The sequence below is a fragment of the Cytophagia bacterium CHB2 genome, assembly GCA_030263535.1.
In the GTDB taxonomy this organism is placed as follows: Bacteria; Zhuqueibacterota; Zhuqueibacteria; order Zhuqueibacterales; family Zhuqueibacteraceae; genus Coneutiohabitans.
In genome coordinates this window covers 1-14,718 of sequence record SZPB01000142.1, presented here as the reverse complement: position 1 = coordinate 14,718, position 14,718 = coordinate 1, and the positions used below count along the sequence as shown (strand labels likewise).

The window sequence follows — 14,718 nt, the reverse complement described above, 5'->3', positions numbered from 1 at the left end:
CATGAACATCATGCTGGTTTCGGTGACGGAACGCACGCGCGAGATCGGCATTCGCAAGGCGCTTGGCGCCAAACGCCGGGAGATTCTCGTGCAATTTTTGATCGAAGCCATCGTGCTGTGCGAGATCGGCGGCGTGATTGGCATTTTTTTCGGTATTGGCGTGGCGCAAATATTCAAAGCCGCCTTCGATTTGTCGGTGATCGTGCCGATTGGCTCGATTATCCTGGCGCTGGTTTTTTGCTCCCTGGTCGGACTTTTTTTTGGAATTTATCCGGCAGCCAAAGCCTCGCGGCTGGATCCCATCGAAGCGTTGCGCTATGAATAAGAACAGCAACCCGATGAGATTTTGAGGCAAATGTTCGCCGGTGTGAAGCAGGCGTTTCCGCCTGCGAATTTCAACCCACAGATTCATTGCTGAATACTGTGGGCTTTTTTTTTGTTGGCGGGAATGTGGGGAAGCTCCGGTTCCGCGGCGATCTTATTTGCCGCCCATCAAACGTTCGCGATAGCGCCGGCTGACCGGAAGTTCCACGCCATTCTTGAGCCGGGCAAGATAATCACCATGCGACTCCGGCAGCAGCTCTTTGATAAAATCGACATTCACCAGATACGAACGATGGATTCGGACAAACTTCGAGGGATCAAGGCGCGCTTCCAGACCGGTCATGGTTTCGCGCATCATATATGCGCCTTTTTCGGTGTGCAGATTGACGTATTTTTCTTCCGCCGAGAGATATAGAATCTCGCTGGTTTTAATGAAAAAGAAACGCGAGCCAGCGTTGACCATGAGGCGTTGTAGAAATGTCTTTTCTGCGCCGATTTCAGCCAGCAGGCGCTGCAACAACGCAGTATTCTCCGGTTTTGCTTGTGTCAACGTTACTGCGCGTTGAAAAGACTTTTTGAAACGCGTCTGATCGAAAGGCTTGAGCAAATAATCGATCGCCTGTACCTCAAACGCGGCGAGCGCGTATTGATCATAAGCCGTCACAAAAATGACCGCCGGCATGTTTTCCACGCCAACGGCTTCGATCATTTCAAAACCGTTCATCCCCGGCATCTGGATATCCAAAAAGACCAGATCGGGTTGGTCTGCTGAAATGAGGCGCGCGGCTTCCACCCCGTTGGCGGCTTCAAGAATCAGCGCGACCTCTTTTTCTTTCTCCAAAAAAGCGCGCAGCTTTTTGCGCGCCGGCTGTTCGTCATCGACGATCAGAATTTTCATGCCTGCCATTCGCTGTCGCCTCATCTAAAATACCGGTTGCCAGCCGGAACGGAAATGCCGCGACGATCTGCAACCCGCCGCCGGTAATATTCTCCCAATAAAATCGATGGGCATTCCCATAGAGCTTTTCGAGCCGTTCCGCGGTGTTGGACAAGCCTACGCCGTTTTTAAGAACCTGTTCCGCTTCCGCAGAAATGCCGGGGCCATTATCTTTGACCGAGAGTATCATATCATCGCCGGCCCGTTGCGACGTAATTTCGATTTCCACGCGATGCAATGTTTCCAAGCTGTGCCGGATCGAATTTTCCACCAGCGGCTGCAAAATAAACGCCGGTACGAGCGCATCTTGCGTACCGGCGGCGATGTCGAGTTAGATGCGGAGTTGGTCTGCGAAACGCGCGCTCATAATATCGAGATAACCGTGCAGCAGCTCCAGTTCCTTTGCGAGAGAATGTTCGTCGCGATTCTCAAGCTTTAAGGTCATCCGCAGCATGTCGCTGAGGTTGGCGAGCATTTTATCCGCCGCCGCGACATCGTCATACATTGTCGACGAAATCAAGTTCAGGGTATTAAAAAGAAAATGGGGATTGAGCTGCATTTGCAGCGTTTGTAAACGCGCTTTCGTGAGTTGTTGTTCGAGTTCGACGGCTTTGAGTTTTTGGCGTTGATGCTCACGCATCATGCCGACGAGAAAAACGATGCCGTAGATGATCCAAAATGTGAAAAATTGATGGTTGTACTCCATTAAAAAGCGAAGGCCAATGCGGCCATAGTCGTAATCCGTCTGCAGCGCCAGCGCGTAAATCACTTTCCGGCTGAGAAACATCAGCATGGTATGGCAAACACCGAACGCGACACTGGCGAGCAAATACAGCGGCAGGCGCGTGCGCCAATTGTCCCGCTGCAAGGGCAATTTTTTAAAAAAGTAAAACAGCAGCGGCAGCAAAGCCATGACCGCATAAGCGCCGGTCATCTCGTTGATGAAATAATGATAAAAATTGGGGTCATCGCCCTCCGCCAGCTCATTGGTGTAAAAACGATTGAAATTCATTACACCAATAAACGTGAAAAACAGGAAGATGACGAGCCAGTTGGGCGCGCCGGATTTGCCCGTCAGCCTTGCCGAAATGAGTCGGAGGATTTTGCCGTTGTCCCTGTTCATTTTTGATAGCGGCTCTTCATGGCGCGCACCTTTTCGGTCAAGAATTCTGCAAACCCATTGCGGGGATTTTTGCATACATAAACCTGCACGCCGTTTTCACGAAAAAAAGGATCCTTGACGGCGCCGGCCAGTGAAATATCGCCAAAGAAATGTTGAATGTCCTCGCCGAGTTCGTCATTGACGTAAATCAATACCGAGGGGTTGGCGCTATCCGGCGCCCAGAGCGCGAATGTTTCATTGAAGCTAACCGGCTCGGGCAGGCCGTAATTTTTGCCATAATATTTTATTGCGCTGGCTTGACCGTAGTTTTCACCATAAATACCGCAGTCTGTTTTTTCAGCGGCGCTTAAACCGTGATACGCCTGAATGACGATTCCAGCCAGCTCGCGCCAGCCCGTCATATCGGCATAATCTTGCGGCAATGCGTGTACGCGGCCATCTTCCCACATAAGCGCGCCTTCCAGACCGAATTTCTTGGAATGTTGCGCATACACTGCCATTTTCTCCAGCGGCAAAACCGGCAGGGCATAGGGAATGGCCGGCAAAAAAAACAGCAGCATGATCACCAACATTGCCGGTTTTAGAATGCGCAGGCGCCGGGCAAAGAGTTTCTCAATGGCAACGCCGCCGGCGGCAAACAGCATGGGGTACGCGCCTAGCGTGTAGTAATGCTTGCCGCTGAGCAATATCAAAATTAGAACGGTAAACAAATAAGTCAAGCCCAATACTTGAAAGCGCCGTCCGTCTTTGAAAAAAAGCAGGTAGATTAGCCCGATCATCCAGATGAGCAGCGCCTGCACATTCATCAAGAATTGCAGGAGAATAAAACTGGAGACGCTGACATTGACCAACTGTGTGCGTTGCAACTCCGCCATGTGATGAATCACCGGCCAGTTGTGCGTGTGCTGCCACATGAGGTTGGGGAGAATTATGAGAAATCCCACTAGCAATCCCAGCACGAAATGCTTTGACCGCAGCAGTTTGCGATCAGGCGTGAGCAGCAACGCCAGCAGGGAGGCCAGCGCAAAGAAAACGATGGCATATTTGTTCAAAAATGCCAGCCCCCAAATCACGCCCAGATGAATCCAGTACTTCGTGTCTTGACTCTTGATCAGCTTGAGCATGAAGTACCCGCTTAACAGCCAGGCGAATTGATCAAAGGACACGGGCATCAGGAAAGTATTGCTGCGCAGAAACGACGGCGACAGGATGAACGCCGCACACGCCAGCACAATCGCCCAGGTTTTACCGCCCAGTTCTTTGACGATCAGAGCGATAACGATCACGGAAATGGCGCCGACCAATGCCGGGAAGAATCCCGTCGCAAAAGACGAGGCGCCGAACAATGCCATCGCGAGTTTGCCGATCATCGGCGTGAGCGGCGGCACGGACACATAGCCCCAGGCGGGATGATCCGCCAGCGCGAGATAAAGATAAACATCGCGATGCAGCTCGTAATTCGAGTTGGTCATGAAATGGATGATGAGCTTGAACAGCGCCAGCGCACTGATGAGAAGCCATACTGGATTGCCGAGTATGCGTTTCAGATTCATTTTTCATCCCTTTGATTGAAACATCCCATAACGTGGTGTGAACTGTTTTTTGCTGAAGTTGAAGTTTGCTTCGCGGCAAGTTGTTTATGACGATGTATTAAAAGTTTATTCCAGTGATTGTGCTGAGTAAAACATACGAAGCCTTTGACATTCGTGCAGCGGTTTTGTCACAAACGGGATTTTTGTGGGCATGAACGGCGATTTTGGCGTTGCCTTTCTGGCTCTTTTGTTTTATGCTGATCATGATTTCGCCGATGCATTTCAATGAAATGCGCCGGCCCTTTGAACACATTGCGAGGAACAATATGCAAAAAATTGTCGAATGTGTCCCGAATTTTTCCGAAGGCCGGGACAAAAGCCTGATCAAGAAAATCACCGATCAAATCGAAGCGGTGCGCGGCGTGCAACTGCTCGACGTTGATCCGGGAGAAAGCACGAATCGCACAGTCGTGACGTTTATCGGCGATCCGGAAGCGGTGCAGGAAGCCGCGTTTCGCGCCGTCCAAACCGCAGCGGAGTTGATTGATATGTCGCAGCATCACGGCGAACACGCGCGCATGGGCGCAACCGATGTCTTGCCGTTTGTGCCGGTGGCACATGTGACAATGGAAGAATGCGCCGAAATGGCGCGCCGCGTCGGCAGGCGCATCGGCGAAGAGCTGGGCATTCCGGTTTATCTTTATGAATCCGCTGCCAGCCGGCCTGAGCGCAGGAATCTCGCCACCGTGCGCGCCGGTGAATACGAGGGGTTGCCGCAAAAGTTGGCGGATCCCAACTGGCAACCGGATTTTGGCCCGGCGCAATTCCACCGCAAAAGCGGCGCGACTGCGGTGGGCGCGCGCGAGTTTTTGATTGCCTACAACATCGATTTGAATACAACCGATCGCCGGTACGCGACCGACATTGCCTATGAATTGCGCGAGCGCGGCCGCTACAAGCGCATCGGCAACATCTCGCCGTTTTATTACAAAGGCGAGCAGGTTTATTTTGGCGCGGACAAATTTCCCTGCGGCAATTGCGAATTCGTGGCGAAATCATTTGAGGAGTTGGCGGCGCATTATAAACAAAATTATGGCGGTGATCTTTATGCACGTTACCAATCACTGGGCATGGACGTCAACAATCTCGTGGGCATGCCGGTTTACGCCGACGGCAAGTTCGCGCACGTGAAGGCAGTGGGCTGGGTGGTGGAAGCTTACCAACGCGCGCAGATTTCCATCAACCTCACCAATTACAAAATCTCGCCACCGCACCTGGTTTTGGAGGAGGCGCGCAAACTCGCTGCGCAACGCGGCATTGTCATCACCGGCTCGGAAATCGTGGGCGTTGTGCCATTTGCCGCGATGCTCGAGGCCGGCAAATTTTATTTGAAGCGCATGCGCAAATCCACCGGCATTCCGGTGCATGACGTGCTGGAGACCGCAGCACAATCCATGGGCGTGCGTGATGTGGCAGAGTTTGACATTGACAAAAAGATCATCGGCATTCCGAAAATGGACGGCCCGCTGGCCAAACAAAAGGTTGTGGATTTCGTTGACGAAGTTTCGCGCGACACACCGGCTCCGGGCGGCGGTTCGATTGCGGCATTGGCCGGCAGTCTGGGCGCAGCGCTGGCCGCAATGGTGGCAAATGTCTCGAACGGCAAGGGCGAGTTTGATGCGAAGTATGAAGATATTTGTGATCTCGCGGAGCAAGCACAACGCGTCAAGGACGATTTATTGCGCGCGGTCGATGAAGATACCGCAGCATTTAACGCTGTGCTTGAAGCCATGCGCCTGCCGAAGGATACGCCGCAGCAACAGCAAGCGCGCGCGACTGCAATGCGTGAAGGTTACAAATCCGCGGCGCGCGTGCCGTTGCGCACGGCCGAGCATTGCCGGGAGGCCTTGCAGCTTTGTTTGCGCGCCGCGCATCTGGGCAACAAAGCCGTGATGAGCGACGCGGGTGTAGGCGCATTGATGGCTTTTGCCGGCTTGCAGGGCGCGATTTACAATGTGCGCATCAATCTGCCTAACACGAAATCACCGGACTTTATCGCGGAAATGAGCGCGACCCTTGATACGCTTTTGCAAGGCGGCAAGGCCATCTGCGAACAAGTGCAACAAGAGGTTGAGAAAAGCTTGAGCTGAGGCCTGTTGTTTCAGAATGAATGTCAAGATGATCTTATGTCGCCATTTGCTTTACCTTTGATCACGTGCGGAGCTATGCCTCTCCCGAGGTTGGCGGCGTATTAACCGGCATTTCGCGCAAACCTTTCTGCGGTGTTTAATTTTTTCATTTCGATTGAATTGATTCTGCCATGTGAAGCCACCCTGTTGAAATCCACACTCCTACCCGCCAATTTCTTGCGCCTGTTCACAAAATTTTGTTGGAAATTTTGTCCAGGCTCGGGTTGCACTGGCTACTCAAGTCACTACCATTTTCTGAATATCCGGCAGAGAACGGAATTCTGTCTCTGCCTCATATACTGATTTTGACGGGAAAGTTTTGCCTTGTCAGCGGGCTGGAGTCGCCTTTGCATGAGACAAAATCACTTATATTTCGAAAGTTAATTTTCATATGATCGAGACGAATTTTCAAAATAATCCCATTGAACCCGGCGCCGTGGCAATTTCGCGTGATCCCTCGAAGCCCGGGCCGCTGAGGCGATTGTGGGCTGATTTGCGCGAAGCGATTGCCGGCTCGGAACAGGATTTCACCGAAGGCCATCTCGGCCGCGCCATTTTGCTGCTTTCGGTTCCGATGGTGCTTGAGATGGTGATGGAATCGGTTTTTGCGGTGGTTGACGTTTTCTTTGTTGCGCGTTTGGGCGCGGATGCCGTGGCCACTGTTGGCCTCACCGAGTCTGTCATTACTCTCGTGTATTCCATCGCGATTGGCTTGAGCATGGCCATCACGGCCATGGTGGCGCGCCGCATCGGCGAGAAGGATTCCGCCGGCGCCACGGTGGCGGCCGTGCAAGCCCTGGCGCTCGGCGTGTTGGCTTCCTTGCCGATTGCGGTCATTGGAATTTTCTTGGCACCGGACATCCTGCGGCTGATGGGCGCTTCACCGGGCATTGTTGCCAACGGCTCGGGTTACATGGCTGTCATGTTGGGCGGAAATATAACGATCATGTTGATCTTCTTGATCAACGCCATCTTCCGCGGGGCCGGGGATGCTGCCATTGCCATGCGATCACTTTGGCTTGCCAACCTCATCAACTGTGTACTCGATCCGTGCTTCATCTTCGGCTGGGGGCCGTTTCCGGAAATGGGTGTGACCGGCGCAGCCGTTGCAACCAATATTGGCAGAGGCGTCGGCGTGCTTTATCAATTGTATGCCCTGTTTTACGGCAAGAGTCGCATTCAAATTCAGGGCGCGCAGTTCCGCCTGGATTTTGAGGTGATGTGGCGCCTGGTGCGCGTTTCGCTGGGCGGCATTTTTCAATTTCTGGTGGCCACGGCAAGCTGGCTGGGGCTGGTGCGCATCGTCGCGATTTTCGGCAGCGCCGCGCTTGCGGGCTACACGATTGCGCTTCGCATCATTGTGTTTGCGCTTTTGCCCTCGTGGGGCATGAGTAACGCGGCCGCGACATTGGTGGGGCAAAATCTCGGCGCCGATAAACCCGGGCGTGCGGAACGCTCCGTTTGGTTCACCGGCCTTTGCAATGTGATTTTTCTCGGCTTGGTTACGATTGTTTTTGTCGTCTTCGCCGAACCGTTGGTGTATCTCTTTACCCGAGATTCGGAGGTGGTGCCGTTTGCAGTGGACTGCCTCCGCTATGTCAGTTACGGCTACATCTTTTATGCATTCGGCATGGTGATGGTGCAAGCCTTCAACGGCGCCGGCGATACCGTGACCCCGACGATCATCAATCTGTGCTGTTACTGGTTGTTTCAAATACCGTTGGCCTACGGCCTGGCTCTGCCGTTCGATTTTGGCGCGCGCGGCGTGTTTGCGGCGATCACGATTGCAGAGTCAACCCTGGCCGTCGTGGCTGTGCTGGTTTTTCGGCGGGGAAAATGGAAAGAACGGAAGATTTGAGCCGGATGAACGGCGGGGATGGAACAGAAAAGATTCCGCAGAACGCGCAGGTGGGGCTTCAAAAGGCGTGTGCGCAAAAGCAAGTGTGTGGCACTCCTCTAATAAAAAACAGGATTGGAGGCCACACCTCTGCTGCTCGTGGTTGAATCCCAATGCGTTGGTGAAAATCAGGTTCAGGCCGGGGACGCACTTTTTGCTTTTTCCGGCTCACGGAAAGCGAATTTTTCGCTGTTCTTATTTTTCACGTAATCCGTGATATAAAATCCGCTGCCTTTGAAGCTGAGCCCCACTTCCGGCGTGAATTGCTTTTGCAGCGGTCCGCCGCACGCAGGGCATTCGGTCAAAACCGGATCGGAAAATTTCTGCAAGGCTTCGTGCGGGTTGTCACAAGCGAGGCAACGATACACATAAATCGGCATAACGATCTCCTAAGCCGGACGAGCCGGAACCAAAGAAAAGTCTCACGCCGCAAAGGTTCCGCAAAGAAAAACTTTGCGGAACCTTTGCACCTTCGCGTCTTTGCATGAAATGTTTTTGCTTCTAAAGCAAAGATTTCACTTTTAATGGCCTAAAATGAAGCAACCGCCCTCCGGTAACAGAGAGCGGTTGATCGTCTTACTGAGCTGTTGATGATTAGCTGATCTTGATCGGGATTTCCTTGGGACGCGCTTCTTCCGATTTGGGCAGGCGCAGACCCAGGATACCGTCTTTGAACTTGGCCTCGATTTTGTTCACGTCGATCTGGGTCGGCAAGCGGAAGGAACGCTCGAACATGCCAAAGCTTCTTTCGACGCGATGATAGTTCCTGTTCTTGTCCTCTTTTTCTTGCTTCTTCTCTCCGCGAATCGTGACCACGCCGCCCTCATAGCTGATCTTGACATCATCTTTGTTGAGGCCGGGCAGCTCCGCCGTCACTTGATATTCGTCTGCCGTTTCGGTAATGTCGACTACCGGGTTCCAGTCGCCGCGCCCCAGCGAGGTTTCATATGAATCACGATCAAACATAGTGCCGAACAGGCGATTCATATCCGCTTGCATGTTCAGCATGTCGCGAACCGGACTCCAACGTACGATTGACATGATTGAACACCTCCTCGAAAATTCAGTTGCTTTGAACGGTCGTTTATGTTAATTCCTACGCAACCTCATTTGGGGTTGCGCTCATAATTTTTGCAACCGCTATGCCAGAGTTGTTCTGCTTTTGGCAGCATTAATTTTTATAGAAAAGCATGGGGATAGAATTTTCACCAGATAAAGCCGTCTGAAATTTTTTCTTGCGTGTTTGTCAATTTGAAAGCCTGAAAAAAGTCATTGTGTCAGACGGTTGGGCCTCAGTGTGACAAAACTCATTTCGTATCAGAATGCTCATGGGACGGCAATAATTGCGACACAAGGCCATTGCAAAATTTTCAGGCCAAGTCTCGTCTGCTGACATAGGGTTGTCACATCGCCGCATTATCATAAAAACATCAATTTAAGAGAATGTGAAAATGTCATCATCTCGTAAACTGAGCCATGTAAACACGCGCGGCCAAGCTGCTATGGTCGATGTTGGAGAAAAAGAAGTAACGCGGCGTGAAGCGATTGCGCGCGCGCAAATCAGCATGCAACCGGAAACCATCGATTTGCTTGTTCGTAAAGCATTGCCCAAAGGCGACGCCCTGGAGATCGCGCGCTATGCCGGCATCATGGCCGCAAAGAAATCCGGTGAATTGATTCCGCTATGCCATCCGCTCGTCCTGGATTATGTCGATGTACACATCACCGTCGGCAGTGATCGCCTCGAGGTAGAAGCGACGGCGCGCTGCACCGGTAAAACCGGCGTTGAGATGGAAGCCTTAACCGCTGCCAGCATTGCGGCGTTAACGCTTTATGACATGTGCAAAGCAGTGGATAAAGCCATGGTCATCGGTGAAATTCGTCTGGTGAAGAAAAGCGGCGGCAGAAGCGGAGAATATCTCCGTCCGGGAGAAACTTTTTGAAGCTTTGGAATCAAGTATGCCGGCAAATACCTGACGGACAAATCGCTTGTTACAAGACGATAGGCGCATTATATTCTTTGCGACAGCATTGTAATAAATGACAATGTCGTGAAGTTTTGCATTTCTGATTTCAGTTTTCTTTGTCATCAACTTTGAGAACGTTTAATGGCAGAATCGAATCCTCATGATTTATCGCGCTTGCGTATTGATCGCAGCCGCGAAGCAGAAGCGAACCCCTCCGGTTCCAAGCGCAACACGGCGGTTTTTTGGGGTATAGCAGGGCTTGCCGCGGTTGCGGCGCTGTTTTTTTTCTTTCGCAATGGCTTTAGCTCGGCGGTCGAAATTCAAACGTACAATGTCGTTACAGTTTCACCGGCGCAACAAAATGCGGTATTGACAGCGAGCGGTTATGTCGTAGCGCAACGCCAGGCCGCGGTTGCCTCGAAAGGCACCGGCCGTCTGGTCTATCTGGGCGTGGAAGAAGGCGACCAGGTTAAGGAGGGCCAGATCATCGCGCAGCTTGAGCACAGCGACCTCGATGCGGCGTTGGCTGAAACCAAAGCCAGTCTCAATCAGGCGTTGGCAAATGTGGAGGAGGCGAAAGCCGAACGAGCCGATGCGGCCGCAAATTTCGAACGCTATGAAAAATTGCTAACGGATCAGCTCGTTGCGCGCTCGGCATTCGATGCCGCAGAAGCGCGATTCAAGCGCGCGGAAGCATCCGTCGGCGCGAGCGAAGCAGCAGTGCAAGTTGCAAGAACGCGCGTGCGCGCCGCAGAAGTGGCGTTGGAGTACACCAACATTCGCGCGCCGTTTGATGGCACCGTGCTCACCAAGAATGCCGATGTCGGTGAAATCGTTGCGCCGTTCGGGGCTTCCACCACTGCGCGTGCGGCCGTGGTTTCGATTGCCGATATGTCTTCGCTTGAAGTGGAAGCGGATGTTTCGGAATCCAACATCCAGCGCATTAAACCCGGACAATCGTGCGAAATCGTGCTCGATGCCTATCAAGACACGCGTTATCCCGGGCTGGTTGGGAAAATCGTGCCGACTGCCGATAGGGCCAAAGCCACCGTACTTACCAAAATTAAATTTGTCGAGCGCGATGAGCGCGTGTTGCCGGAAATGAGCGCAAAAGTGACATTTCTCTCGCAACCGCTGGCGGAAAGTGAAATGAGCGGCGCGAAAAAAATCGTCATTCCGCCGGCGACAGTTGTGGCGCGCGGTGATCAAAAAGTCGTTTTCGTCGTGCGCGACGACAGTGTTACTGAAACGCCCGTGGAGATTGCCGGAACCATCGGCAGCCAGCTCGAGGTACGCAGTGGCTTGACGGAAGGCCAGCAAATTGTATTGAATCCGCCGGCCGATATGAAAAGTGGAATGAAGGTGAAGTTGGCGGAGAAATAAGAAAGCGGCTTAATCAAAAAGAGTGAGGGTTCATGCAGGAGATTACTACCTCCATCAAGCAAGGGGATTGCCTGGATATATTGCAAGAGTATCCCGACAATTTTTTGATCTGATTGTTACCTCACCGCCATATGCCGATAGCCGGGAAAGATGGGCAAATTTTGCCGCTCCGTTTTGAACGATGAAGACCATTTGGCAAAGCCGAAGTTCTCGGAATATAATTGGAAAGCAAGATAATCGTGGCGAGATTCGAAAGATTCATTGTTTTCATATCATAAACACGACCGTTACTGGGTAATGCTATGAGCTACGAAAGCAAAATGTTGGAAGCTTTCAATATGCCAACTCGAAAAGATGTTGAGCGAGCATTGCTGATATCTTTATTCAAACATAGAGGAATGATCAAGGAGTTCAGCTCGGGTGAGGAGATTGTCGATGAAATCGCCAATAATTTTGGATTGACCGAAGCACAAAGATCAGCTTATCTCGAAACTGTATACAAAAAGGAAAACAGAACAAAAAGGGTTTCTCTCTGGCATAGACTACTATTTCGAGCTGCAGATTCATTGGCAAAAGAAAAGTTAGTTTCGCGTCCGACTCAAACAATGCTGCTCACAAACAAACGAGAATGGATGCTTACAGAAGATGGTTACGACCGAGTGCTGAAATTGCTGAACATTCCTTTGGCTAGGAAGGAGCTATATCCGATCAAATCCTATGAAGTTCAGAAAATAGTAAACCAAATTAGAGTGCAGTCAAGGCCAGAAGATTATGATCCTCAGGAATCAACTGGAAGAACAGTAACGGTTACCCAGGAAACACGCCTCCGGAGCCGGGCTTTTCGACACACAATAATTGAAGCTTACGGTTTTCGCTGTGCAGTCTGTGGAATGAAAATGTGTTCTCCGGATGCTTTGATATGGGAGGTTGAGGCCGCTCACATTGTTCCACGCCGTTCAAAGGTAAAAGATGAAATTTTGAATGGTTTGGCACTGTGTCGATTACACCATTGGGCGTTTGACGTGGGATGGTTTACGTTGAATGAAAGGTTTCAAGTTCTTGCTTCGCAACGGATTCAAGACCTACCTGCGGACTTTGGCAAGTTTTGGGATTACAACTTCATGGTTCAATTGTCAAAACGAGATCGGATGGTTACGTTGCCAAAGGAAAAAACGCTACACCCTCATCCGAATGCCATAAAATGGCACCGTGAGCATATCTTTACCACTTGATTCTGGAGGAAGAGATGAAAAAGAAAGATGACATTATCTACTCATTGAATATCGATGATGTCCAAACGGTTGCAATGGAGGAAATTGGCCGGGAATTGTCTTTAAGTGAAATTAAATCCATCGAGGATTTGATTTGCGATAACATAAACTGGTATGATGCAATCCTCGATGCGATAAACGCCAAAATATCGCAGGTAAATAGCGAAGACGACTGATCTACAGTTGTGCGTACTAGTTTTATCTCTCAACAGGAAAGGATTTATGCCCAACATCGTCGAAGTCAAAAACGTTTCGAAATCGTATCAACGGGACAGTCTAAAAATTCCCGTGCTCGAAAACATCAACCTCAATGTGCCCGAGGGCGAGTTTCTGGCCTTGATGGGGCCTTCCGGCTCGGGCAAGTCAACGTTGCTGAATCTGATCGCCGGCATTGATCGCCCCGACGGCGGAAGAGGCTCGATCATGGTGGCAAATGACGACGTCACCAAGCTGACGGAATCCCAGCTTGCCAACTGGCGCAGCCGCCACGTCGGGTTTATTTTTCAGTTTTACAATCTCATGCCCGTGTTGACGGCGTTTGAAAACGTCGAACTGCCGCTGTTGTTGACGCACCTGTCCAAAAGCGAGCGCCACGAACGGGTGAAAATCGCGCTCAACGTCGTGGGGTTGAGCGACCGCATGCGCCATTATCCCAAGCAACTCTCCGGCGGCCAGCAGCAACGTGTTGCCATCGCGCGCGCCATTGTTGCCGATCCTACCCTCATTGTCGCTGACGAGCCGACCGGGGATCTCGATAAAAATTCTGCCGTCGAAATTCTTTCTCTGCTCGAACGCCTCAACAAAGAATTCAACAAGACCATCATCATGGTCACGCACGATCAGCGCGCCGCCGAAAAAGCGCATACCGTACGCCATCTCGACAAGGGAGAGTTGGTATGAAGGTCTTCAAGCTGATTTTCAAGAATGCCTTGCGCCACAAACTGCGGACGATTTTGACCATGCTCGGCATTGCCGTAGCTTTGCTGGCGTTTGGTTTGATTCGCACGGTGATCAGCGCCTGGTATGCCGGCGTCGATGCTTCGGCGCAGAATCGGCTGGTCACGCGCAGCGCCGTCTCGCTCATTCAACCGCTGCCACTGGCCTATCGCGGGCAGTTGGAGAAAGTGCCGGGCGTGAAATCCGTCGGTTATGCCAACTGGTTCGGCGCGTATTATGGCGATCCCAATAATTTCTTCGCCAACTTCGCAGTCGATAAAGCTTATTTGGATATGTATCCGGAATTCGTCGTGCCGCCTGAGCAAAAGGAAGAATACTTGCGCGAGCGCAACGCCTGCATCGTCGGGAAAAAATTGGCCGAACGCTTTGGCTGGAAATTGGGCCAGACCGTAACCCTTACGGGCACGATTTTCTACGGTGAATGGGATTTCGTCATTCGCGGCATTTATTCCGGCGCGCAGCCCAGCACCGATGAAACCGCTTTTATGTTTCACTGGGATTATTTGAACGAGCGCATTCGCGAGCGCAATCCCGGCCAGGCGGACAATGTCGGTTGGTACATGCTGTTGATCGACAATCAAGCGAATCCCGCTGTGGTTTCTGAGACTGTTGATGCCATGTTCCAAAACAGCTTTGCCGAAACCAAAACCGAAACCGAACGCGCTTTTCAACAAAGCTTCGTTTCGATGTCCGGCGCCATTCTCGCCGCGCTGGAGGCGATTTCCGGCGTGGTCGTGTTCATCGTGTTGCTGGTGCTGGCCAACACCATGGCGATGACGGCGCGCGAGCGCATGTCGGAATATGCCGTGCTCAAAACCCTGGGATTCCGCCCGTTTCATTTAGTCGGGTTGATTGGCGGTGAATCGCTGATGATCGCCATGGGCGGTTTTGCCCTGGGTTTGGCGCTCATGATTTACGTCTGCAATGGATTCGCCACGTTCATCACCTCGAATCTGGGAAATTTTTTTCCGGTTTTCGAATTGAAGAACATCACCATCATTTTGGCTTTGACCTCTGCAATTTTGGTGGGCGTGTTTGCCGCGGTTTTTCCGGCGTGGCGCGCAGTGCGCATGCGCATTGCCGACGGGTTGCATCGTGTGGCATGATCGGCGGCGGGTTTTTTAAAGTTGGAATGAAA

Annotated in this window: 15 protein-coding genes; 9 read left to right on the top strand and 6 right to left on the bottom strand. The window is 51.7% G+C overall.

What is annotated here, in order from left to right:
* Position 1 precedes the first annotated feature (1 nt).
* Positions 2–325, top strand: a complete 324-nt coding sequence (locus tag FBQ85_14885; GenBank protein MDL1876437.1) for an FtsX-like permease family protein — start codon at positions 2–4, stop codon at positions 323–325.
* Positions 326–478: 153 nt separating this feature from the next.
* On the opposite strand, the gene FBQ85_14880 is transcribed toward FBQ85_14885, so the two are convergent.
* The 4 genes from FBQ85_14880 to FBQ85_14865 are packed head-to-tail and all read right to left on the bottom strand — an operon-like array spanning position 479 to position 3,937.
* Positions 479–1,246 (bottom strand): response regulator transcription factor, encoded by a 768-nt coding sequence (locus tag FBQ85_14880; GenBank protein ID MDL1876436.1) that lies wholly within the window; start codon positions 1,244–1,246, stop codon positions 479–481.
* Entirely contained in the window at positions 1,200–1,586 is a 387-nt protein-coding gene (locus FBQ85_14875; protein ID MDL1876435.1) for a hypothetical protein, read from the bottom strand. The genes FBQ85_14880 and FBQ85_14875 overlap by 47 nt, the downstream gene beginning before the upstream one ends.
* 6 nt (positions 1,587–1,592) lie before the next feature.
* Positions 1,593–2,459 (bottom strand): hypothetical protein, encoded by an 867-nt coding sequence (locus FBQ85_14870; GenBank protein MDL1876434.1) that lies wholly within the window; start codon positions 2,457–2,459, stop codon positions 1,593–1,595.
* Positions 2,381–3,937 (bottom strand): glycosyltransferase family 39 protein, encoded by a 1,557-nt coding sequence (locus FBQ85_14865; protein MDL1876433.1) that lies wholly within the window; start codon positions 3,935–3,937, stop codon positions 2,381–2,383. Before FBQ85_14865 ends, FBQ85_14870 begins: the two co-directional genes overlap by 79 nt.
* A gap of 233 nt (positions 3,938–4,170) precedes the next feature.
* Between FBQ85_14865 and ftcD the strand changes: the two genes are divergently transcribed.
* Complete coding sequence (gene ftcD, locus FBQ85_14860) at positions 4,171–6,066, top strand: glutamate formimidoyltransferase (protein ID MDL1876432.1); 1,896 nt, start codon at positions 4,171–4,173, stop codon at positions 6,064–6,066.
* 430 nt (positions 6,067–6,496) lie between these two features.
* Positions 6,497–7,963 (top strand): MATE family efflux transporter, encoded by a 1,467-nt coding sequence (locus tag FBQ85_14855; GenBank protein ID MDL1876431.1) that lies wholly within the window; start codon positions 6,497–6,499, stop codon positions 7,961–7,963.
* Between the two features lie 173 nt (positions 7,964–8,136).
* On the opposite strand, the gene FBQ85_14850 is transcribed toward FBQ85_14855, so the two are convergent.
* On the bottom strand, positions 8,137–8,382 hold the full coding sequence (locus FBQ85_14850) for a zinc ribbon domain-containing protein (GenBank protein MDL1876430.1): 246 nt from the start codon (positions 8,380–8,382) through the stop codon (positions 8,137–8,139).
* A gap of 214 nt (positions 8,383–8,596) precedes the next feature.
* Positions 8,597–9,043, bottom strand: coding sequence for an Hsp20/alpha crystallin family protein (locus tag FBQ85_14845; protein ID MDL1876429.1), 447 nt, complete (start codon positions 9,041–9,043; stop codon positions 8,597–8,599).
* Between the two features lie 410 nt (positions 9,044–9,453).
* Between FBQ85_14845 and moaC the strand changes: the two genes are divergently transcribed.
* The 6 genes from moaC (at position 9,454) to FBQ85_14815 (ending at position 14,686) form a co-directional block, all read left to right on the top strand.
* A complete protein-coding gene (moaC, locus tag FBQ85_14840) occupies positions 9,454–9,945 on the top strand; it encodes a cyclic pyranopterin monophosphate synthase MoaC (protein MDL1876428.1) in 492 nt (163 codons plus the stop codon).
* A gap of 165 nt (positions 9,946–10,110) precedes the next feature.
* A complete protein-coding gene (locus FBQ85_14835; protein ID MDL1876427.1) occupies positions 10,111–11,352 on the top strand; it encodes an efflux RND transporter periplasmic adaptor subunit in 1,242 nt (413 codons plus the stop codon).
* 302 nt (positions 11,353–11,654) lie between these two features.
* Positions 11,655–12,584 (top strand): hypothetical protein, encoded by a 930-nt coding sequence (locus tag FBQ85_14830; GenBank protein MDL1876426.1) that lies wholly within the window; start codon positions 11,655–11,657, stop codon positions 12,582–12,584.
* Positions 12,585–12,598: 14 nt separating this feature from the next.
* A complete protein-coding gene (locus FBQ85_14825; GenBank protein ID MDL1876425.1) occupies positions 12,599–12,799 on the top strand; it encodes a hypothetical protein in 201 nt (66 codons plus the stop codon).
* Positions 12,800–12,845: 46 nt separating this feature from the next.
* Positions 12,846–13,523, top strand: a complete 678-nt coding sequence (locus tag FBQ85_14820; protein ID MDL1876424.1) for an ABC transporter ATP-binding protein — start codon at positions 12,846–12,848, stop codon at positions 13,521–13,523.
* Entirely contained in the window at positions 13,520–14,686 is a 1,167-nt protein-coding gene (locus FBQ85_14815; protein MDL1876423.1) for an ABC transporter permease, read from the top strand. Before FBQ85_14820 ends, FBQ85_14815 begins: the two co-directional genes overlap by 4 nt.
* The last annotated feature ends 32 nt before the right edge of the window (positions 14,687–14,718 follow it).

Excerpts from the sequence above, each read along its gene's own strand:
- FBQ85_14885 (MDL1876437.1), top strand. The coding sequence starts at position 2 with ATGAACATCATGCTGGTTTCGGTGACGGAACGCACGCGCGAGATCGGC.
- FBQ85_14880 (MDL1876436.1), bottom strand. The coding sequence starts at position 1,246 with ATGAGGCGACAGCGAATGGCAGGCATGAAAATTCTGATCGTCGATGAC.
- FBQ85_14870 (MDL1876434.1), bottom strand. The coding sequence starts at position 2,459 with ATGCAAAAATCCCCGCAATGGGTTTGCAGAATTCTTGACCGAAAAGGT.
- FBQ85_14865 (MDL1876433.1), bottom strand. The coding sequence starts at position 3,937 with ATGAATCTGAAACGCATACTCGGCAATCCAGTATGGCTTCTCATCAGT.
- ftcD (MDL1876432.1), top strand. The coding sequence starts at position 4,171 with ATGCTGATCATGATTTCGCCGATGCATTTCAATGAAATGCGCCGGCCC.
- FBQ85_14855 (MDL1876431.1), top strand. The coding sequence starts at position 6,497 with ATGATCGAGACGAATTTTCAAAATAATCCCATTGAACCCGGCGCCGTG.
- FBQ85_14850 (MDL1876430.1), bottom strand. The coding sequence starts at position 8,382 with ATGCCGATTTATGTGTATCGTTGCCTCGCTTGTGACAACCCGCACGAA.
- FBQ85_14845 (MDL1876429.1), bottom strand. The coding sequence starts at position 9,043 with ATGTCAATCGTACGTTGGAGTCCGGTTCGCGACATGCTGAACATGCAA.
- moaC (MDL1876428.1), top strand. The coding sequence starts at position 9,454 with ATGTCATCATCTCGTAAACTGAGCCATGTAAACACGCGCGGCCAAGCT.
- FBQ85_14835 (MDL1876427.1), top strand. The coding sequence starts at position 10,111 with ATGGCAGAATCGAATCCTCATGATTTATCGCGCTTGCGTATTGATCGC.
- FBQ85_14830 (MDL1876426.1), top strand. The coding sequence starts at position 11,655 with ATGAGCTACGAAAGCAAAATGTTGGAAGCTTTCAATATGCCAACTCGA.
- FBQ85_14825 (MDL1876425.1), top strand. The coding sequence starts at position 12,599 with ATGAAAAAGAAAGATGACATTATCTACTCATTGAATATCGATGATGTC.
- FBQ85_14820 (MDL1876424.1), top strand. The coding sequence starts at position 12,846 with ATGCCCAACATCGTCGAAGTCAAAAACGTTTCGAAATCGTATCAACGG.
- FBQ85_14815 (MDL1876423.1), top strand. The coding sequence starts at position 13,520 with ATGAAGGTCTTCAAGCTGATTTTCAAGAATGCCTTGCGCCACAAACTG.